General features: G+C 72.8%; 17 protein-coding genes and 1 tRNA gene. 12 read left to right on the top strand and 6 right to left on the bottom strand.

From position 1 onward, the window contains the following. Positions 1 to 50: 50 nt before the first annotated feature. From DS079_RS03100 to DS079_RS03090, 3 genes are all read left to right on the top strand, one after another. Positions 51 to 2,141, top strand: coding sequence for a serine/threonine-protein kinase (locus DS079_RS03100; protein WP_126984771.1), 2,091 nt, complete (start codon positions 51 to 53; stop codon positions 2,139 to 2,141). Positions 2,142 to 2,289: 148 nt separating this feature from the next. Next, complete coding sequence (locus DS079_RS03095; protein WP_126984770.1) at positions 2,290 to 3,093, top strand: DsbA family protein; 804 nt, start codon at positions 2,290 to 2,292, stop codon at positions 3,091 to 3,093. A gap of 74 nt (positions 3,094 to 3,167) precedes the next feature. Then, positions 3,168 to 3,239 (top strand) — tRNA-Thr (locus DS079_RS03090). A 103-nt stretch (positions 3,240 to 3,342) separates the two neighbouring features. Here the strand turns inward: DS079_RS03090 and DS079_RS03085 are convergent. The 3 genes from DS079_RS03085 to DS079_RS03075 all read right to left on the bottom strand — a co-directional run bounded on the left by DS079_RS03085 (position 3,343) and on the right by DS079_RS03075 (position 7,778). Continuing rightward, entirely contained in the window at positions 3,343 to 4,824 is a 1,482-nt protein-coding gene (locus DS079_RS03085; RefSeq protein ID WP_126984769.1) for a variant leucine-rich repeat-containing protein, read from the bottom strand. Between the two features lie 309 nt (positions 4,825 to 5,133). After that, the gene (gene treS / locus DS079_RS03080) at positions 5,134 to 6,912 is read right to left on the bottom strand and encodes a maltose alpha-D-glucosyltransferase (protein WP_126984768.1); all 1,779 of its coding nucleotides are present in this window, start codon (positions 6,910 to 6,912) and stop codon (positions 5,134 to 5,136) included. A 188-nt stretch (positions 6,913 to 7,100) separates the two neighbouring features. Next, the gene (locus DS079_RS03075; RefSeq protein ID WP_126984767.1) at positions 7,101 to 7,778 is read right to left on the bottom strand and encodes a uracil-DNA glycosylase; all 678 of its coding nucleotides are present in this window, start codon (positions 7,776 to 7,778) and stop codon (positions 7,101 to 7,103) included. A gap of 132 nt (positions 7,779 to 7,910) precedes the next feature. Between DS079_RS03075 and DS079_RS03070 the strand changes: the two genes are divergently transcribed. The 7 genes from DS079_RS03070 (at position 7,911) to DS079_RS03040 (ending at position 14,714) form a co-directional block, all read left to right on the top strand. Continuing rightward, complete coding sequence (locus DS079_RS03070; protein ID WP_126984766.1) at positions 7,911 to 8,294, top strand: DUF3263 domain-containing protein; 384 nt, start codon at positions 7,911 to 7,913, stop codon at positions 8,292 to 8,294. Positions 8,295 to 8,356: 62 nt separating this feature from the next. Beyond that, the gene (locus DS079_RS03065) at positions 8,357 to 8,980 is read left to right on the top strand and encodes a LytR C-terminal domain-containing protein (protein ID WP_126984765.1); all 624 of its coding nucleotides are present in this window, start codon (positions 8,357 to 8,359) and stop codon (positions 8,978 to 8,980) included. 397 nt (positions 8,981 to 9,377) lie between these two features. After that, complete coding sequence (gene groL / locus DS079_RS03060) at positions 9,378 to 11,012, top strand: chaperonin GroEL (protein ID WP_126984764.1); 1,635 nt, start codon at positions 9,378 to 9,380, stop codon at positions 11,010 to 11,012. Between the two features lie 114 nt (positions 11,013 to 11,126). Beyond that, positions 11,127 to 11,588, top strand: a complete 462-nt coding sequence (locus DS079_RS03055) for an SRPBCC family protein (protein ID WP_126984763.1) — start codon at positions 11,127 to 11,129, stop codon at positions 11,586 to 11,588. 118 nt (positions 11,589 to 11,706) lie between these two features. Further along, positions 11,707 to 12,780 carry a TRAP transporter substrate-binding protein gene (locus tag DS079_RS03050; RefSeq protein ID WP_126984762.1) on the top strand — a complete coding sequence of 358 codons (1,074 nt, stop codon included), beginning with the start codon at positions 11,707 to 11,709 and terminating at the stop codon, positions 12,778 to 12,780. After that, complete coding sequence (locus DS079_RS03045) at positions 12,777 to 13,391, top strand: TRAP transporter small permease (RefSeq protein ID WP_126984761.1); 615 nt, start codon at positions 12,777 to 12,779, stop codon at positions 13,389 to 13,391. The genes DS079_RS03050 and DS079_RS03045 overlap by 4 nt, the downstream gene beginning before the upstream one ends. A gap of 3 nt (positions 13,392 to 13,394) precedes the next feature. Further along, complete coding sequence (locus tag DS079_RS03040; RefSeq protein WP_126984760.1) at positions 13,395 to 14,714, top strand: TRAP transporter large permease; 1,320 nt, start codon at positions 13,395 to 13,397, stop codon at positions 14,712 to 14,714. A gap of 87 nt (positions 14,715 to 14,801) precedes the next feature. Here DS079_RS03040 and DS079_RS03035 read toward each other — a convergent pair whose 3' ends face one another. Next, the gene (locus tag DS079_RS03035; protein ID WP_126984759.1) at positions 14,802 to 15,569 is read right to left on the bottom strand and encodes a CPBP family intramembrane glutamic endopeptidase; all 768 of its coding nucleotides are present in this window, start codon (positions 15,567 to 15,569) and stop codon (positions 14,802 to 14,804) included. A gap of 145 nt (positions 15,570 to 15,714) precedes the next feature. Here DS079_RS03035 and DS079_RS03030 point away from each other — a divergent pair, with 145 nt between their 5' ends. Next, the gene (locus tag DS079_RS03030; RefSeq protein ID WP_126984758.1) at positions 15,715 to 16,533 is read left to right on the top strand and encodes an endonuclease/exonuclease/phosphatase family protein; all 819 of its coding nucleotides are present in this window, start codon (positions 15,715 to 15,717) and stop codon (positions 16,531 to 16,533) included. Positions 16,534 to 16,551: 18 nt separating this feature from the next. Here the strand turns inward: DS079_RS03030 and DS079_RS03025 are convergent, their stop codons facing one another. Both DS079_RS03025 and DS079_RS03020 read right to left on the bottom strand, forming a co-directional pair. Then, on the bottom strand, positions 16,552 to 17,031 hold the full coding sequence (locus tag DS079_RS03025) for a hypothetical protein (protein ID WP_126984757.1): 480 nt from the start codon (positions 17,029 to 17,031) through the stop codon (positions 16,552 to 16,554). 110 nt (positions 17,032 to 17,141) lie between these two features. Then, the gene (locus tag DS079_RS03020; protein WP_126984756.1) at positions 17,142 to 18,155 is read right to left on the bottom strand and encodes an LLM class flavin-dependent oxidoreductase; all 1,014 of its coding nucleotides are present in this window, start codon (positions 18,153 to 18,155) and stop codon (positions 17,142 to 17,144) included. Between the two features lie 106 nt (positions 18,156 to 18,261). On the opposite strand from DS079_RS03020, the gene DS079_RS03015 reads away from it, so the two are divergent. After that, positions 18,262 to 19,230 carry an MsnO8 family LLM class oxidoreductase gene (locus DS079_RS03015; protein ID WP_126984755.1) on the top strand — a complete coding sequence of 323 codons (969 nt, stop codon included), beginning with the start codon at positions 18,262 to 18,264 and terminating at the stop codon, positions 19,228 to 19,230. Positions 19,231 to 19,272: the final 42 nt, after the last annotated feature.

Genomic DNA, 19,272 nt, shown 5'->3' with positions numbered 1-19,272 from the left:
GTGCGGTGAAGCCGCCGCTCGCCCGTGCAGGGCCTCGTAGCATGGGGCCCATGTCCGACTCGCGCACGCCCCGACGACCTCCGGCCGCCAGCGATCCGCGGCTGGAGGCGCTCGCCGAGGACTCCGGCTACGAGGTGCTGGGGCGGATCGGAACGGGCGGGATGGGCATCGTCTATCGCGCGCACGACGCCGACGGGAACGACGTCGCGATCAAGATGCTGCGCCACGAGATCGCCGACGACCCTCGTGCGAGGGAGCGGCTGGCCCGCGAGGTCGCCGCCCAGCAGCGGCTGCGCAACGACAACATCGTGCGGATCCTGGACGCGGAGCTGGAGTCCTCCGACGCCTTCGTGGTCACCGAGTTCGTGCCCGGGCCGACGCTCGAGGACGCGGTGCGCGCGCACGGCGGCCTGCACCCCGAGGCGGTGCGCGAGGTGGGCCTGGTGCTGGGGGAGACGCTGCGGGTCATCCACGAGGCGGGCGTGATCCACCGCGATCTCAAGCCCAGCAACGTGCTGCTGCGCGGCGCGACCGAGGGGGACCTCTCGGGCTTCGACCCCGACGGGGACGGCCTGGACCCCGTGATCATCGACTTCGGCATCGCGATCGCCGCGGAGGAGTCGCGGCTGACCTCGACCGGCCTGGTGATGGGCACAGCCGCCTATCTCGACCCGGAGGTGGTGCGCACCGACCGCACCGTCGAGGCGGGGGACTGGTGGTCCTGGGCGGCGATGCTCGCCTTCGCCGCGACCGGGTGGGAGCCCTTCGGCACCGGACGGGCGGACCTCGTGTTCCTGCGCGCGGAGCGCGGGGAGATCGACATCGACGGCGTGCCCACCGAGCTCGGCGGCTGGCTGCGCTCGGCCCTGTGCGCCGACCCCGCCGAGCGCGCGACGCCCGAGGAGCTGCTGGCGCGCCTCGCCGAGCTCGACCTGGACCGCTACGACGACCCCGGCGACACCGAGGCGTTCGAGGCCGGTCCGCGCACCGCGGTGCTGCCCGTCCTCGGGGCGGACGGAGCCCCCGCGGCCGGCGCCGCGACCCCGACGGACGAGGTGGAGGGGACGGGCGCCGACGGCGCGACCGAGGCCCTGCCGGCCGGCGACGCCGCGACCGAGGCGCTGCCGCGCATCGCGGACGCGGGCGAGCAGCCCACGGAGGCCCTGCCCCGCTATGCGACCCCGGACGATCCGCCCACCGAGGTGATCCCGGTGACGGGCACGCCCACCCGGGCGCTGCCCGTGGTGCCGCCGTCGGCCGGGCCCGTCGGAGCGGCGGGCCCGTACGGCGCCGCGCCGCAGGACGCCTCGCCCTACGGCGCGGCCGCGTCGCCGCAGCGGACGGCCCCGCAGCAGCACTCGCAGCCATACCCGCAGCCGGGGCCGATGCAGCGGCCCGCCCACGGCGGCGGGCAGACCGCGCCCCAGCAGCTCGCCCCGCAGCACGGGGTGCCTCCGCAGCAGCTCGCGCCCCAGCAGATGGCGCCCCACCCGATGGCGCCGCAGCAGATGGCTCCGGGGCAGGGCATGTGGGCGGCGCCGCCGGCCCCGCCCCGTCGGCCGCTGCTGGTATGGACCGGGCACCTGCTGATCGTCGCCCTCGCCGCGCTCGCCCCCTACATCTCGCTCGGCGTCCTGCTCCTGCTCGGCGCGCTCGCCCGCACCTGGGAGCGCAGCCACCGCTCCGTGACCGCGCAGCGGATGCGCGGCGCGACCGGCTCCGGACCGACCTGGGCGGCAGGGCTCGCCAGCCCCTTCCGCTTCCTGCTGGGACTGCTCGAGATCGCTCTGCAGGCACTGTTCCCGCTGGTCCTCGGCCTGCTCGTGGGCCTGGCCCTCGACGCCGCCTGGACGCTGCTGCAGGGCTCGCCCCTGCCCGACGGGGTCGCCTTCGCGACCGCCATGGCGATCACCCTGCTGATCACCTGGGTCGGGATCGGCAGCCGCACCACCCGCGACGGCGCCCACCGGATGCTCGACGCGGCCGCGCCCGACATGCTGTGGGGCGCGATCGTGCTGGTGCTGCTCCTGCTGCTGCTCGGCGCGGTGGTCTTCGCGCTCGTGGCCCGCGAGGGGATGGTGGACTACCTCCCCTTCCCGCAGGGGCCGCGGCTGGACGACATCGCGCTGTGGAGACGGTGACGACGGCACTCCTGCACAGGGGCGCGGGTGCTCACCGCGCGGGGGCGGGTGAGGTCGCTCATCCCGTCCGGCCCCGTCCAGGTGGCCACGGTTAAACTCTGCACGACCCACCACCGACCGCTGCCCCAGCCCGGGGCGAGGAGATCACATGGCCGCGTCCGGTCCGTCCCAGTCGGCGCAGGAGCGCCGCGAAGCACAGCGCGAGGCCCTGCGCACGCAGCGCCAGGCAGAGCTCAAGCGTCAGCGCACCGTCCGCACCATCGTGATCGCGGCGGTCACCGTCGTCGCGCTCGTGCTGGTCGCCGCCGCCGGTCTGTTCATCTATCGCCAGGCGCAGCCGGCAGGTCCCGTCGCGACCCCCGAAGGCGTCGCCGAGGACCAGCCCTATCTCCCGATCGGCGCCCCCGAGGACTCGGGCAAGCCGGTGCTCGAGATCCACCTCGACTTCATGTGCCCCGTCTGCGGCCAGTTCGAGGAGATCAACGGCGCGGACCTCCAGCAGATCGTCGAGAACGAGGAGGCGACCGTGCACCTCGTGCCGCGCCGCTTCCTGGATACCCAGTCCACCACCGGTGACTACTCCTCCCGCGCCGCGAACGCTCTCGCCTGCGTCTGGGAGGACAACCCCGACAACGCCATCGGCTTCCAGCAGCTGATGTTCGCCAACCAGCCCGCCGAGCGCAGCGCGGGCCTGACCGACGAGCAGATCTGGGGCTACGCCCAGGAGGCCGGCGCCTCCGACGAGGTCCAGTCCTGCATGAGCTCGAAGACCTACCAGCCGTGGGTGCGCCAGGTCGTGGACCCCTACGGCGAGGAGACCGGCGGCGGCACCCCGTACGTCGAGATCGACAGCGAGACCTTCGGTTCGGACCAGTGGTCCCAGCCCGGTGCGATGCGCGAGGCCGTGCTCGCCGCGGGCGGCGGGTCCGCCTCCGACGGCGGCGAGGGCTGAGCCGCAGGCCGCCCCGAGGCCCGCGGGCCTCTACACTCTCAGGGGACCGGCCGCATCGCGGTCGGTCCCCTCTCGCTGGAGTGGCGCAACGGTAGCGCACCTGTCTTGTAAACAGGTGGTTGCGGGTTCGATTCCCGTCTCCAGCTCTCGCCCCGGTCCCCGCAGGACCGTGCGGCAGCCACGCAGGAAAGAGCCCCTCGCCGGATCACTCCGGCGAGGGGCTCGTCGATGCGGGGCGGGCCCGGTGGGTCAGAACGTCTCGTAGGACACCTTGTTCACCGTGAAGCCCTTGCCGGTCATGACGTTCCAGCAGGTCATCCCATCGAAGCGGCTGGTGCACGCCACGTCGCCGCGCTGTGCGCTGCGGTCGTACTCGAGGGTGGGCGCGGAGTCGCTGAGGAAGGACGTGCCGCAGGCGCGCTCGGCGTCCTCGCCCGCGACGGTGATCGAGAACGGGCCGTTCTCGCAGTCCTCGAGCCCCGCCTCGGAGAAGTCCCGCTCCACGAGGGAGCAGGAGACGGAGTCCTCCTCGAGGTGGCAGCTGATGTTCCCGGTGGGGGAGAGCAGCTCGGACATCTCCTCGGCGCCCTCGGGGGCGGGGGAGACGGGATCCTCGGTGGTCTCCTCGGTCGTCTCCTCGGTGGTCTCCTCCGGAGCGGCCTCGGCGCTGGTCGTCGAGCTGTCGCGCTGGTACTGCTCCTCGTCGGGGGCGAACAGGGCGCGGGCGCCCAGTCCGATCACGAGCAGCAGGATCAGGGCGAGCACGAGGCAGCCGCCGCAGGCGATCAGGGCCCGCTTCCGGCTGCCGTCGTCGGAATCGTCCTCGTCCTGGGGAGGACGGCCGACGGGCGGCGGGGCCGAGGCGGGGCCCTGGGCCGCCGCGCTCTGCTGTCCGTAGGGGTGCTGCTGCTGTCCGGAGGGACCCTGAGGGCCGGTCGGATGCTGCGCGGCGGAGGCGGCGGCGCCCGTGGCGGCGGCGGACGCGGCGACGGCCGGCATCTGCCGGGTCGGCGGACCGGCCTGCGGGGCCGGCGAGGCCTGCGGCGCCGGAGAGGTCTGCGAGGTCGGGGACGTCTGCGAGGCGGGGGCGGCGCCGAGCGGGACCACGGAGGCCTTCGGCGACAGCCGTACCGAGGGCGAGCCCTCGGCCGGGGGCTGCGCGGAGGGCGACGGCTGCGCGGCAGACGCCGGCCCGCCCACGGGGGCCTGCGGCGCGGGCGGGGCCGGGGGCGGCGTCGTGCCGGGGCGCTCGCCGGCGGAGGCGTCGGCTCCCGCGGCTCCCGCGCCCACGGCGCCGGCTGCGGCGGCGCCGGTCGCTCCGGCGGTCCCCCAGACGAGTGCCTCGGGGACCTCGTCCCAGGCGGACGCGCTGTCGTCGGGATCGGCCTGCGGTGCCGTCGCGGGCCGCTCCTCGGGAGCCTGCGACTCCTGCGCGGCGGTCCACGCCGACTCCTCGGGCGCCCGATCCTCGTCGGGGACCACCTGATGCAGCTGGGTGGGCTCGCCCTCGTCGAGGTCGTCGTCCTCGTCGGACTGCTCGGTGCCGGCCTCGTAGGCCTGCTTCGCCCACTGGTTCGTGGCCAGGATCCACTGGCGCGCGACCTCGGGGGCCGAGGGGTTCATGACGATCAGCCGATGCAGCTGGGGGTGCTTCTCGGTGAGCTCGAGGAGGCGTTCCGGACTCGTGCCCGGATCGGCCGCCTCCTCCGCCGTCGAACGGTGCTCTGCCACCGTGCTCTCCCTTCCTTACGGGGTCACGGCAGGGCGCTCGCGGCTCGCGGGGGCGGCCTGCCGATCCATGAGAATGGCACACCGGCGCGCTCGGAGGCCCTGCGCGTCCGCCCCGCGCAGCGGTGACCTACGGGTCGCAGAGCTCTCGCGCCACGCTCGTCGAACGGCCCGGGGCGTGCTCTGACCTGCGGTGACCCTGCACCCCGGCCGCTCGAGGCGCCGCAGAGCATGCATGTGACGGGGGTCTCGGCCGTGGAGGCGGCAGAAGGGGCGCGGGTGCCGTCGGCCCGCGTGCGGGGCCGGGCGCGGTCAGTCCGCGGTGATCACCGGCAGCGCGGTGGTGGTCGTCATCGGCTCGCCGTGGGCGTCCAGCGGGCGCACCTTCAGCCAGTAGAACCCGTGCCCGCCGAGGGTGAGGGTGAGGGTGCCGGCCTCGTCCACCGCCGGGAACTCGTGCCCGCCGAAGAGGTCCCGGACGGTGCGTCGGTCCATCCCGGTCATCTCGAGCCTCGCGGTGACCGGCTGGGAGGACAGGTTGAACACGCACAGCAGCGTCTCGGCGTGCGCCTCCGCGTCCTCGCCGTGCTCGGCGCCGTCGTAGGTGCGGGTGAAGGCGAGCACCCGCTCGGAGTCCGCAGGGATGTTCCGGTACGCGCCGAGCCCGAAGGCGTCGTGCTCCTTGCGCACCGCGAGCATCCACCGCACGAAGTGCAGCAGGGAGCCGGAGTGCGCCATGTGCGCCTCGACGTTGGTGGTCGAGTAGTGGTAGACGAGCGACTGGATCACCGGCAGGTAGAGCTTGCCCGGGTCGGTGATCTCGCTGAATCCGGCGTTGCGGTCCGGGGTCCACTGCATCGGGGTGCGCACCGCGTCGCGGTCCTCGAGCCAGATGTTGTCGCCCATCGCGATCTCGTCCCCGTAGTAGAGGAACGGGGAGCCGGGCAGGGACAGCAGCAGGGCGTGGATCAGCTCGAGCTCGGAGCGGGAGTTGTCCAGCAGCGGTGCCAGTCGCCGACGGATGCCGACGTTCGCGCGCATCCGCGTATCGGGCGCGTACCAGCCGAGCATCGCCGAGCGGTCCTCGCCGGAGACCATCTCGAGGGTCAGCTCGTCGTGGTTGCGCAGGAAGGTGCCCCACTGGGCGCCGGCGGGGATCTCGGGGGTGTCCTCGAGGATGTCGATGATGTGGCGGGCGCTGCCCTCGCGCAGCGCGTAGAACAGCCGCGGCATCACCGGGAAGTGGAAGCACATGTGGCACTCGGGCCGCTCAGGGGTGCCGAAGTACTCCACCACGTCGGCCGGCCACTGGTTCGCCTCGGCGATGATCACGCGGCCCGGCCAGCTCTCGTCCACGAACTCTCGCAGCTCGGCGAGGAACTCGTGGGTGGCCGGCAGGTTCTCCCCGTCGGTGCCCTCCTCCTCGAAGAGGTACGGGATCGCGTCGGCGCGGAAACCGTCGATGCCCTTGTCCAGCCAGAACCGCACCACCTCGAACATCGCCTCGCGCACCGCGGGGTTCTCGAAGTTCAGGTCCGGCTGGTGGGAGAAGAAGCGGTGCCAGAAGAACTGCCGGCGCACCGGGTCGAAGGACCAGTTGCTCTCCTCGGTGTCCACGAAGATGATGCGCGCGTCCTGGTACTTCTCGTCCGTGTCGGACCAGACGTAGAAGTCCCCGTACGGGCCCTCGGGGTCGGAGCGGGACTCGAGGAACCAGGGGTGCTTGTCGGAGGTGTGGTTCATCGGCAGGTCGATGATCACGCGGATCCCGCGCCGGTGCGCTTCGGAGACCAGCCGCTCGAAGTCGGTGATCGAGCCGAACTCCGGCAGCACCTGCTCGTAGTCGGAGATGTCGTAGCCGCCGTCCCGCAGCGGGGAGGCGAAGAAGGGCGGCAGCCACAGGCAGTCGATGCCGAGCCACTGCAGGTAGTCCAGGCGCTCGATGAGCCCGGTGAAGTCCCCGGTCCCGTCGCCGTTGCCGTCGGCGAAGGCGCGCACCAGCACCTCGTAGAACACGGCCTTGCGGTACCAGTGCGGGTCGTAGTCGACCCCTGGGCCCTGCGGGGAGAACTGGGCGGGGTTCAGGGGCATCGGGACCTCCACGGCGGCTGGGACGGCGGACGCGATGCCCCCACAGTAGTGTCCGGCGCGGTCGTGCGAGGCCCTGGGAGGCCGACGGACCGGGCGGTCTCCTCCCGCCCCGTCGGGCGCGAGGCCGGGGGCCCGCCCCCGCGGCGGGACCGGCGCGCTCTCGGACCGGGCCCGGTCCCAACCCGGCCTCAGTCCCGGATCCGCCAGTCCACGGGTCCGGCTCCCTGCGCCTCGAGCAGCGCGTTCACCTGCGAGAAGGGACGGGAGCCGAAGAAGCCACGGGAGGCCGACAGCGGGCTCGGGTGCGGGCTCGCCACATGCGGCACCTCGCCCAGCAGCGGGATCAGCGACTGCGCGTCGCGGCCCCAGAGGATCGCCGCGAGCGGCCCGCCGCGTGCCACCAGGGCGCGGATCGCGTGCTCGGTGACCTCCTCCCAGCCGCGACGTCGGTGGGAGGCCGGGGCGCCGGGCGCGACGGTGAGGACCCGGTTCAGCAGCAGCACCCCCTGGGCCTGCCAGGAGGAGAGGTCGCCGTGCGCGGCGGGGACGATGCCGAGATCGCTCTCGAGCTCCTTGTAGATGTTGGTCAGGGAGCGGGGGAGCGGGCGCACGTGCCGCTCCACCGCGAAGGACAGACCGATCGGGTGACCCGGCGTGGGATACGGGTCCTGGCCGACGATCAGCACCCGCACCTCGGACATCGGCCGGGTGAAGGCGCGCAGCACCGCCTCGCCGGCGGGCAGGTAGCCGCGGCCCGCGCGGACCTCCTCACGCAGGAAGCCGCCGATCTCGTGGAGGCGGTTCTCGACGGGGCGGAGGGCCTCGGCCCAGTCGGGGGCGATGATCTCGGTCAGGGGAGCAGGCATGGAGGCAGTCAACCATCCGCGGACGGCGCCGTCGGGGCGCATCGGCCCTCCCGGCGAGGCATCCCTCACGACCTGCGCAGGGCGGCGGCGTGGCAACGCGGGGGAGCGGGCGCAGGTGCGTAGCCTCGGTCCATGCCCTCCGCCTCCGACGAGCCCGCCCGCGCCGACGTGCGCGCCACCGACGCCCCCTCGTCGGAGCGCATGTCGTCGGAGAGCTCGGCGTCCGAGCGCGTGCCGTCCGAGGTCGCGCTGCCGGGGCCGCAGGGGGCGCTCACCGAGCGGGACCGCCGGATCCTCGCGCTCGAGGGGCGCACCTTCCGCTACGTCGGCGCGAAGGAGCGGGCGATCCGCGAGGAGATCGGCCTGTCGAAGGTCGCCTACTACGTGCGGCTGAACGCCCTGCTCGACGAGCCGGCGGCGCTGCGCGCGGCCCCCGCCGTCGTCAACCGGCTCCGCGCCCGGCGCACCTCCGAGGACGGCGGCGCCTCCCTCGGCGGCGACCATCGCGTGGCCTGAGCCATCCGTCTCCGGGGCGTGTGCTCCACCCCCGATCCGGGTCGACCATGTTAAATGGGTCCGTGGCTGATTCCCAGTATCCCTACCCGCCGGACCGATTCGACGACGAGGCGGACGCCGTCACCTTCCACGGCGCCCACCGCGCCGAGCTCCCCTTCTGGCGGGAGAACCTGCTGTACATCATCATCATCGGCGCGGCCGTGGTGCTGCTGGTGGTGCTGCTCTTCGTGATCGGCGGCATGGGCGGCGGCGACGACGGCGCCGAGGGCCCGGCCTCCGCGTCGGAGAGCGCCTCGAGCGAGGCCGCCCCCGAGGAGAGCCCCTCGGAGGAGCCCGCCCCGGAGCCCGACCTCTCCGTGCCCGTCCAGGTGATCAACGCCGGCAGCATCAACGGCCTCGCCGGCACCTGGCAGGAGGAGCTCCAGGGCGAGGGTTGGGAGGACGTCAGCGTCGCCACCGCCGACAGCCCCCAGCAGGAGCCCGTCGTGTTCTACCGCGACGAGGCCGACGCGGACACCGCCCAGGCGCTCGCCGAGCAGGTCGGCGCCGGCGAGGCCCGCCAGAGCGACGAGTACGACTCGCCCCTGACCTTCATCGCGGTCACCGAGCCCGGTGACGGCGGCGGCGAGGGCGGCGACGGCGACCAGGGTGATCAGGGCGGCGAGGGCGGCGAGGGCGAGGGCTGATCCCTCCTCGCACGCCCCTGCGGCCCCGCGACGCGCCGCTCCTCCTCCGGGAGGGGCGGCGCGTCCGCGTGTGCGGGCCGTGGGGCGGGACAGGGCGTGCCCGTCGGCGCCGTCCGGCGAGCCCGTCGGCGCCGTTCGGCGAGACGGCCCCCGGGCGACGTCCGGCCCGGCCGACGGGGCCGTGTCCGCTCCTCGCGGAGAGTTAGCACTCTCAGGGGCAGAGTGCTTATGATGATCTGGCACTCGGTGCACGGGAGTGACAGCCCCCGCGCACCGGGACCTGAACATTCCGGCCCCGTGAGGGCGTCGGCGCCGTGGGACATGAACACGGTGCCGGCTCCCGTCCGTCGCGGGCACTGGGCCGGGTGGACATCACAGACACGGGAGAGATTCCACAATGGCCAAGCTCATCTCTTACGACGAGGAGGCCCGGCGCGGCCTCGAGCGGGGAATGAACCAGCTCGCCGACGCCGTCAAGGTCACCCTCGGCCCCAAGGGTCGCAACGTCGTGCTCGAGAAGTCCTGGGGCGCCCCCACCATCACCAACGACGGCGTGTCGATCGCCAAGGAGATCGAGCTCGACGATCCCTACGAGAAGATCGGCGCCGAGCTGGTGAAGGAGGTCGCCAAGAAGACCGACGACATCGCCGGCGACGGCACCACCACCGCCACCGTCCTCGCCCAGGCCCTGGTCAAGGAGGGCCTGCGCAACGTCGCCGCGGGCGCCAACCCGATCGCGCTCAAGCGCGGCATCGACCAGGCCGTGGCCGCGGTCTCCGAGACCCTGCTCAAGCAGGCCAAGGAGATCGAGACCAAGGAGCAGATCGCCTCCACCGCCGCCATCTCCGCGGCCGACCCGGCCATCGGCGAGCTCATCGCCGAGGCCCTCGACAAGGTCGGCAAGGAGGGCGTGATCACGGTCGAGGAGTCCAACACCATGGGCCTCGAGCTGGAGCTCACCGAGGGCATGCGCTTCGACAAGGGCTTCATCTCGCCGTACTTCGTCACCGACGCCGAGCGCCAGGAGACCGTGCTCGAGGATCCCTACATCCTCCTGCTCTCCTCCAAGGTGTCCTCCGTCAAGGACCTGCTGCCGCTGCTGGAGAAGGTCATCCAGGCCGGCAAGCCGCTGGCGATCATCGCCGAGGACGTCGAGGGCGAGGCCCTCGCGGTGCTCGTGGTGAACAAGCTCAAGGGCTCCTTCAAGTCCGTGGCCGTCAAGGCCCCCGGCTTCGGCGACCGCCGCAAGGCGATGCTGGAGGACATGGCCATCCTCACCGGCGGCCAGGTCATCGCCGAGGAGGTCGGCCTCAAGCTGGAGACCGCCGGTCTCGAGCAGCTCGGCCAGGCGCGCAAGATCGTCGTCACCAAGGACGAGACCACCATCGTCGAGGGCACCGGCGACGCCGACCGCATCGCCGGCCGCGTCTCCCAGATCCGCGCCGAGATCGAGAACTCCGACTCGGACTACGACCGCGAGAAGCTCCAGGAGCGCCTCGCGAAGCTGGCCGGCGGCGTGGCCGTCATCAAGGCCGGCGCCGCGACCGAGGTCGAGCTCAAGGAGCGCAAGCACCGCATCGAGGATGCCGTGCGCAACGCCAAGGCCGCCGTGGACGAGGGCGTCGTCGCCGGTGGCGGCGTCGCGCTGCTGCAGGCCGGTGCGGACACCTTCGGCAAGCTCGCCCTGGAGGGCGACGAGGCCACCGGTGCCAACATCGTCAAGGTCGCCATCGAGGCCCCGCTCAAGCAGATCGCGGTCAACGCCGGTCTCGAGGGCGGCGTCGTGGCGGAGAAGGTCAAGGGCCTGCCCGTCGGCCAGGGCCTGAACGCCGCGTCCGGCGAGTACGAGGACCTGGTCTCGGCCGGGATCATCGACCCGGTCAAGGTGACCCGCTCCGCGCTGCAGAACGCGGCGTCCATCGCGGGCCTGTTCCTCACCACCGAGGCCGTCGTGGCCGACAAGCCGGAGCCCGAGGCCCCGGCCGCCGGCGGCGACATGGGCGGCATGGGGGGCATGGGCGGCATGATGTGATCTCCTGATCACCTGCCGCTCCACCCGAGCGCTCGACGAGCCCCGATCCTCTGACGAGGGTCGGGGCTCGTCGCTGTCCGGGCCCGGGGGCGTCGTGCACGGCACAATGACGCCATGACCTATGAGCTGCAGGACTCGATCCACGTCGACGCCGCCCCGGAGGAGGTGCACGCGCTGCTCAGCGACGTCACCCGGACGGGGGAGTGGAGCCGGCAGTGCCACCGCTGCGAGTGGGAGGACGAGCGGCGCGGCGTCGGCGCCCGGTTCATCGGCCACAACCGCACCCTGGAGAGGGAGTGGCAGACCGTCTCCGAGGTGATCGCGGACGTGCCCGGGGAGCACTTCGCCTGGTCCGTCGGCCCGGGGCGGGCCGAATGGGGCTACCGGATGCGGCCGGCGGACGGCGGCGGGACCGAGCTGACGGAGTACACCCGCACCACCGAGCACCTGGAGAAGGTGTTCGTCGAGCGCTACGGCGAGCGGGCGGAGGAGGAGAACGCGATCCGCCATGCGGCGGCACGGGAGGGCATCCCCGCCACCCTCGCCGCGATCCGCGCGGTGCTCACCGCCCGCTGACCTCCGGGAAACCTCCGGCAAGGACCGGCGGCCCGCCGCGTTCGCGGACAGGATGGGCGGCGTACCCCGTCGAGGACGCCGTGAAGCGACTCCTCGACGCCTTGAGGAGGAGGAACGCATGAGGTCGAGGACGACCCCGAGACCGCCGACGCCACGGCCGGCGCGGCGCACACTGCTGACAGGGATCCCGCTGCTGGGCGCCGGAGCGCTCGCACTCGGCGGCTGCGCCCCGGACGACGCCGGCGCCGCCACCGACGTCGAGAACATCCTGACGATCTCCCTGAACCAGACCGAGACGCACCCCAGCTATCTCGCGCTGACGGCCTTCGGCGAGAAGCTCGCCGAGGCGACCGAGGGCCGCTGGGGAGCCCGCGTCTACGCCAACGAGGCGCTCGGCGCGCAGCAGGAGGTGGTCCAGCTCGTCTCCGACGGCAGCGTCGACATGGCCGTGATCTCCGCGCCGCAGGTCGAGAACCTCTCCATGGCGTTCCGGCCCCTGAACCTGCCCGGCGCCTTCGTGGACATCGAGCACCAGACCGCCGTGCTGAAGGACGACTCGATCGTCGGCGAGCTGTTCTCCTCCCTCGAGTACGAGCGCCGCCTGCGCGTGCTCGGCGGATTCACCCAGGGCTCCCGCCACGTCTACACCGACCGCGGCCCCATCGAGGGCCCCGACGACCTCGCCGGGCTCAAGATCCGCGTCCAGGAGTCCGACGTGTTCATGGCGCTGACCCGTGCGCTCGGCGCCTCGCCCACCCCGATGGCCTACGGCGAGGTGTACACCGCCCTGCAGGCCGGGGTGCTCAACGGCGCCGAGAACAACGAGGTCAGCTACGTGACCCAGCGCCACTACGAGATCGCCCCGCACTTCACCCTCACCAACCACCTCGTCGGCCTGGACTACGTCATGGCCAACGTGGACCGGATCGAGGAGATGGACGAGGCCGATCAGGCCGCGTTCACCGAGTCCTTCGCCGCCGCGCAGGAGGAGTTCGTGACGCTGTGGGCGCAGGAGACCGAGTCCAGCATCCAGGCGATGGAGGAGGCCGGCGTCGAGATCACCGAGCCCGATCCCGAGGCCTTCACCCCGGCGATCGAGGAGGTGGGGCGCTCCTTCCTCGACAGCCCCGAGGACGAGGACCTGTACGAGCGCGTCCGCGCGCTCGCCGACGAGATGGGGGTGGAGCGATGAGCGCGCCGCGCAGGAGGCTCGTCCAGGGCCTGACCTGGATCAGCATCGCGCTGTTCGTGGTGCTGGTGCTCGTGGTGATCTGGCAGGTGTTCACCCGCCAGGTGCTGCAGTCGCCCAGCGGCTGGACCACCACCGTCTCGCAGTACCTGTTCATCTGGCTGGTGCTGTTCTCCGTCGCGATGGTGTTCGGGGAGCGGGGCCATGTCGCGGTGGACTTCTTCGCCCGCCTGATGCCCCGTCCCGCGCAGCGCGTCACGTCCGTGCTCGTCGAGCTCTCCGTCCTCGCCTTCGCGCTGCTGGGCCTGGTCTGGGGCGGGATCCGCGGCATGTCGATCTCCTTCGACCAGGCGATCCCGGGCCTGCCGGTGACCGTGGGGCAGATGTACCTGGCCCTGCCGATCGCGGGCGTCCTCATCGCCCTGTTCGCCCTCGAGGACCTCGTGCGCGCCGCGCGCGGCGACGACATGCTCGCCGGCGACGACGCCCAGACCGAGGCCGCTCTCCAGTCGGCCGGCGCCGACGCGGACGGCGCGCCCGAGGACGGGCGCCCGTCGGCCGACGGGCCGACCCCGGCCTCTCCGACCAGCCCGACCGAGCAGAAGGAGGCCTGAGCCGTGGATCCCGCAACTCTCGCCGGAGTCATCCTCATCGCCGGAGTCGTCGTGCTCATCGGTGTCGGCGCCCCGATCGCGATCGCGATCGGCCTCCCCTCGATCGTGGCGCTCGCCGCCGTGGTCGGCACCGAGCAGGCCGTGTTCGTCGCCTCCCAGCGCATGTTCACCGGCGCCAGCTCGTTCACCCTGCTGGCGATCCCGTTCTTCGTGCTCGCCGGATCGCTGATGAACACCGGCGGCATCGCCGAACGGCTCATCGACGCCGCCAAGGTGCTGGTGGGCCGGATGCCCGGCTCCCTCGCCCAGACCAACGTCGTCGCCAATGCGCTGTTCGGCTCCGTCTCCGGCGCGGCCGTCGCGTCGGCCGCGGCGATGGGCTCGACCCTCGGGCCGCGCATGAAGCGCGAGGGCTATGACCCCTCGGTCTCCGCGGCCGTGAACGCGGCCTCCGCCCCGGCCGGCATGATGATCCCGCCGTCGAACACCCTGATCGTGTACTCGCTTGTCTCCTCGACCTCCGTGGCCACGCTGTTCGTCGCGGGCTACGGCCCGGGCATCGTGTGGGTGCTCGCCTGCCTCGTGGTCGTCGCGATCCTCTCCCGCACCCGTCCGGGCATGAGCGCCCGCGGCGAGAAGGTCCCCTTCGGCCTCGCGATCACCACGCTGCTGAAGGCCGTGCCCGCGATCCTGATGATCGTGATCGTGATCGGCGGCCTGCTGGCCGGCTTCTTCACCGCGACCGAGTCCGCGGTGATCGCCGTGGCCTACTCGTTCATCCTCGGGCTCATCTACCGACAGCTCACCCTGAAGAACCTCCCCACCGTGATCGCGGGCGCCGCCCGCACCACGGCGGTCGTGATGCTGCTGGTGGCGGTGTCCTCGGCGCTGAGCTGGGTGCTGTCCTACGCGATGATCCCGCAGTCGATCTCCTCGGCGCTGCTGGGCCTGGCGGACTCCAAGACGGTGATCCTGCTGCTGATGATGCTGATCCTGCTGATCGTGGGCGCCTTCATGGACCCCACGCCGGCGATCCTGATCTTCACGCCGATCTTCCTGCCGATCGCGATGGAGCTCGGGGTGGACCCGATCCACTTCGGCCTCATGATCACCTTCAACCTCTCGCTGGGCACGATCACCCCGCCGGTGGGGAACATCCTGTTCATCGCCGCGAAGGTCGGCGGCGTGAGGGTCGAGCCGGTGATCCGGCAGATGCTGCCCTTCTTCGCGGCGCTGCTGATCGGACTGCTGCTGGTGGTGTTCGTCCCGCAGATCACGATGCTGCTGCCGGACCTGCTGGGCATGAGCAGCGCGGCCGAGTAGTCCCCGCCGTCCCGTCGCGGACCCCGTCGTCCGATCCTCGCAAGGAGGGTCGGGCGGCGGGGTCCGCGCCGTCCGGCCCGCGACCGCTCAGACGAGGAAGATCGGGATCGCCCCCGGATGACGGGCGTGCACGATCGCGAGGAAGACGACCACGTCGAACAGCAGGTGCACGATCAGCACGTACAGCAGCGAGCCGGTGCGGGCGAACAGCCAGCCCTGCAGCAGCGCGAAGGGCGCGGTGAGCAGCGGCCCCCAGGCCTGGTAGCCGAGCTCCCACAGGAACGACACGAAGATCGTCGCCTGCAGCAGGTTCGCGGTCCACACCCCGAAGTGCCGGCGCAGCAGCGCGAAGCAGGTGCAGATGAAGAACAGCTCGTCCCAGGTGCCCACGAAGTTCACGCCCGCGAAGAAGCGAGCCACCTCCCCGCCGTCGGCCAGAGGGGGCCAGTTGCGGTAGACGCCCGAGGTGATGAAGTAGAACGGCAGGATCAGCCAGCCCAGGAAGGGCACGGCCACGATGTAGCCCTTCTCGAGTCGGGTCCACGGCTCGCCCGTGCGCAGCGGGAACCGGATCGCGCGCCGGCGCAGCAGCAGGCGGTCCACCGCCACGGGCACCAGCACCGCCAGCAGCAGCACGGCGCCGATGGTGAGGAAGCGGTCCCAGTCCACCGAGGCGACGACCGAGGTGGTCGAGACGATCGTGATCCCGACCCCGATCAGGGCGAGGTCCTTCGCGAGCTCCCGGGAGACGAGCACCGCGCCGAGCAGGCTGAGGGCCAGCAGCAGGTGGCCCCAGCCGGCCAGCTGCAGGGCGAACAGCAGGAACGCGGAGGCGGAGACCCCGACCGCCGGCATCAGCGCGAGGCGGGGGAGGGCTCCGCGGGGTCCGCGGGGGCGGCGGCCGACGGCGTCGTCATGTCCTCAGCATGGCAGGAGCGGCACCGCGACGGGACACGCCCTGCCGCGTCGGGACGCGCCCGTCGTGCGCGAGGATGGAGCGATGGCACCCACCGACGCGCAGCCGCCCGCCCTCTCGCTCCTCACCCAGAACATCCGGTACCACGACGAGAGCACCCTCCCCGGTCAGGCCGACCACTGGCCCGAGCGGGCACCGGTGCTCGCCCGGCTCCTCGACGAGGCCGGCGCGGACGTCGTGGGCCTGCAGGAGGTGCTCGCCTCGCAGATCCCCGTGATCGACGAGACGCTCGCCGCCACCCACCTGCGCCTCGGCATCGGCCGCGAGGGCGGCGGACGCGGGGAGCACAACCTCCTGCTGCTGCGCCGGGACCGGTTCGAGGTGCTGGACTGGGACCAGCTGTGGCTCTCCGAGGAGCCCGACAGGATCGGGTCGACGGGCTGGGACGGGATGTGCCCGCGGATCGCGGTGTGGGCCCGGGTGCGGGACCGGGAGAGCGGGGGCGAGCTGGTGGCCGCGGTGACGCACCTGGACCACGAGGGGCACGAGGCGAGGGCGAAGGGCGCGGGACTGCTCGCCCAGCACCTGCGCGAGGCGGCCGACGGGGCGCCCGTGGTGCTGCTGGGCGACTTCAACGCCGCAGGCGGCGACAGCATCCCGTGGCGGGTGCTGCGCGACGCCGGCTTCGAGGACGCCCACGACGTCGCCGCCGCGCAGGTGGGGGAGGACATCGGCACCTTCCCCGACTACGGCACGCCGGAGACGGGCGGGATCCGGATCGACTGGATCCTCGTCCGCGATCTCGTCGTCGAGGAGTACACGGCCCGGGTGCCCTTGCACGAGGGCCGCGCGGCGAGCGACCACGCGACGGTCACCGCGCGGGTGCGGCCGACGGGGCGCTGACGCGCCGCCCGGCGCGCCTCACATGTCGCGGGCCGAGGTGAGCAGCTGCGACCCGCCCTCGCACACGGCGGTCAGCTCGAGCAGGTCGCCCGCGTCGGAGACGTCCGGTCCCTTCTCCTGGGCGAGCGCGGGCGACACGTCGACCCAGCCGCCCGGGCAGTCCTGGACCTCGCCCTCGAGGGTGGGGACGAGCGCGTCGAGCACCTCGTCCTCGGAGACCGGCTCCGGCGCGCCCGCCCCGCCGTGGTCGGAGGCGCCGGCCGCCGCCGTGGCGGAGACGAGCTCGTCGACCTGTGCGGGCTCCAGCTCGATCGCCGACTGCCACCAGTAGTCGTCCTGGGCCGGGATCGGCACCCTCTCGTAGGGGTCGGTGAAACGGCCGTCGGCGACGGTCACCGCTCCCACGCCCTCGAGCACGGGGAAGTGCTCCTCGACGAGCTCGGGGGAGTGCCCGACGAGATCCGGCCGGAAGTACCGCTCGGAGGCCTCGTCCCGCACCCAGTCGGGCTCGTCCCGGTCGGTGCCGCCACCCAGCGGGCCGCAGCCGCCGAGCAGCGCCGCGGTGACGAGCGCGCCGGTGAGGCAGGTGCGGAGACGGGGCGCGGGGGTCAGAGCCCCAGCCCCCAGGCCTCGGCGAGCAGCTGGAGGCTCCTCAGCCGGTCCGCGGGGTCGTAGTGGTAGGCGGTGAGGATCAGCTCGTCGGCCTGCGTCGCCGCGACGATCTCCTCGAGCTGGGAGACGACGGTGGCGGGGGAGCCGACGGCCTTGATCGACAGGGTCTGGTCCACCTTCTGCAAGAGGTGCTCCGGGGCGACCTCGGTGATGTCCCGCGGGGGCTGGATCTTCTGCCGCTGCCCGGTGACGACGCCGAGGAACATCTGCTGCAGGGTCGTGAACTGGCGCTGCGCCTCCTCGTCGGTCTCGGCGACCACGAGGTTCACGCCCACCATCGTGTGGGGCCGCTCGATCTGCGCGGAGGCGGCGTCGGGGTCGAAGTGGGCGCGGTAGGTCTCCAGCGCGTGCAGGTACTGGAAGGGCGCGAAGTGCGAGGCGACCGAGAAGGGCATGCCCAGCTGCGCCGCCAGGCGCGCACCGTTCGCCGTCGAGCCGAGGATCCACATCGGCACCTCGGTGCCGCGGGCGACCTCCGCGGTGATCGGCAGCCCGCCGGAGGCGGGCACCTCACGGGACCAGTCCCGCATCTGCTCGACCGCGGCGACGAAGGCGCCGGGCTCGGCGGAGGTGCGGGCCAGCAGCTGCGCGGTGAGCTGATCGGTGCCGGGCGCGCGGCCGAGCCCGAGATCGATCCGGTCGCCGTGGAACTGCACGAGGGTGCCGAACTGCTCGATCACCGCGAGCGGCGAGTGGTTCGGGAGCATGATCCCGCCGGAGCCGACGCGGATCCGCTTCGTCATCGAGGCGGCGCGGTCGATCAGCAGCGAGGTCGCCGAGGAGGCGAGGGAGTCCGTGTTGTGGTGCTCGGCGAACCAGTACCGCTCGTAGCCGAGCCGGTCCGCGGCCTGCGCGCCCTCCATCGAGGCGGCGATGGCGTCGCGGGTGCTCTGGCCGTCGGAGATGGAGACGAGATCGAGGATCGACAGGGGCACGTGAGGAGCGTTCATACTGCTCAGGCTATCGACGCGGGATCGCTCCGGGGCGGGACCGCGGTGAGAGGATCTCGACCCCTCGGACGGGAAGATCCGCGAGGGCCTGTGCGTTCCCGGCGGCATGAGGATCTCCCTGCTCGACCGCTCACGCACCCGTGCCGGCCGCTCGGAGCAGGCAGCCCTCGCCGACAGCATCGAGCGGGCCGTCACCGCCGAGCAACTCGGACATCACCGCTTCTGGGTCGCCGAGCACCACACCGTGCCGGGCATCGCCAGCGGCGCCCCGGCCGTGCTGCTCGCCGCGATCGGGCAGCGCACCGAGCGGATCCGGCTCGGCTCCGGCGGGGTGATGCTCCCGAACCACCGCCCCCTCGTCGTCGCCGAGCAGTTCCTGATGCTCGAGGCGCTCACCCCGGGACGCATCGACCTCGGGCTCGGCCGCTCCCTCGGCTTCACCGCCCCGGTCCGCGAGGCGCTGGGCCGCACCGAGGCCAGCACGGAGGACTTCGCGGCCGAGGTGGGGCAGGTGCGCGACCTGCTCGAGGGCACCGCGCCGCTGACCGCCCGCCCCGTCACGGCCGAGCCCCCGCCGATGCACCTGCTCGCCACCGGCGCCGGGCTCGGCATCGCCGCCCGGCTCGGGCTCGGTGTGGTGCTCGGCGGGCCCGTCCTGCATGCCGACGACGTGGGCGAGCGCATCGCCGCCTATCGTCGCGAGTTCCGCCCGCACCGCGGCAGCGCCCCGCACGTGATGGTCTCGATGGACCTGCTGGTGGCCGACACCGACGCCGAGGCCCGCGAGCTCGCGCTCCCCGAGGTGTGGGCGATGGTCCGCTCCCGGGAGACCGGTGCCTTCCCGCCGCTGGAGGACCCGGCCCGCATCCGGGCACAGGAGCTCTCCTCGCGCGAGCGCGACCGGGTGGAGAAGGGCCTCGAAAGCGCGTGGGCGGGCAGCCCCGCGAGCCTGCGGCCGCGCGTGGAGCGGGTGCTCGAGGCGACCGGGGCCGACGAGCTCCTCGCCGCGGGTGCGACCTTCGACCGCGCCGCGCTCGCCGACACCGACGCACGGGTCATGCAGCTGCTGGGCTGAGCGGCGTCGGCCCGGTCTGTGTGCCGCCCCGACCTATCTGCC

The organism is Brachybacterium paraconglomeratum (assembly GCF_003994255.1).
Taxonomy (GTDB): Bacteria; Actinomycetota; Actinomycetes; order Actinomycetales; family Dermabacteraceae; genus Brachybacterium; species Brachybacterium conglomeratum.
This window is presented reverse-complemented; position numbering and strand designations above follow the sequence as displayed.

Bases quoted from the DNA above. Each gene is read 5' to 3' on its own strand.
- DS079_RS03070 (WP_126984766.1), top strand. From the start codon at position 7,911: ATGCCCTCCGCCTCCGACGAGCCCGCCCGCGCCGACGTGCGCGCCACC.
- DS079_RS03095 (WP_126984770.1), top strand. From the start codon at position 2,290: ATGGCCGCGTCCGGTCCGTCCCAGTCGGCGCAGGAGCGCCGCGAAGCA.
- treS (WP_126984768.1), bottom strand. From the start codon at position 6,912: ATGCCCCTGAACCCCGCCCAGTTCTCCCCGCAGGGCCCAGGGGTCGAC.
- DS079_RS03020 (WP_126984756.1), bottom strand. From the start codon at position 18,155: ATGAACGCTCCTCACGTGCCCCTGTCGATCCTCGATCTCGTCTCCATC.
- groL (WP_126984764.1), top strand. From the start codon at position 9,378: ATGGCCAAGCTCATCTCTTACGACGAGGAGGCCCGGCGCGGCCTCGAG.
- DS079_RS03035 (WP_126984759.1), bottom strand. From the start codon at position 15,569: ATGCCGGCGGTCGGGGTCTCCGCCTCCGCGTTCCTGCTGTTCGCCCTG.
- DS079_RS03015 (WP_126984755.1), top strand. From the start codon at position 18,262: ATGAGGATCTCCCTGCTCGACCGCTCACGCACCCGTGCCGGCCGCTCG.
- DS079_RS03075 (WP_126984767.1), bottom strand. From the start codon at position 7,778: ATGCCTGCTCCCCTGACCGAGATCATCGCCCCCGACTGGGCCGAGGCC.
- DS079_RS03055 (WP_126984763.1), top strand. From the start codon at position 11,127: ATGACCTATGAGCTGCAGGACTCGATCCACGTCGACGCCGCCCCGGAG.
- DS079_RS03030 (WP_126984758.1), top strand. From the start codon at position 15,715: ATGGCACCCACCGACGCGCAGCCGCCCGCCCTCTCGCTCCTCACCCAG.
- DS079_RS03050 (WP_126984762.1), top strand. From the start codon at position 11,707: ATGAGGTCGAGGACGACCCCGAGACCGCCGACGCCACGGCCGGCGCGG.
- DS079_RS03100 (WP_126984771.1), top strand. From the start codon at position 51: ATGTCCGACTCGCGCACGCCCCGACGACCTCCGGCCGCCAGCGATCCG.
- DS079_RS03045 (WP_126984761.1), top strand. From the start codon at position 12,777: ATGAGCGCGCCGCGCAGGAGGCTCGTCCAGGGCCTGACCTGGATCAGC.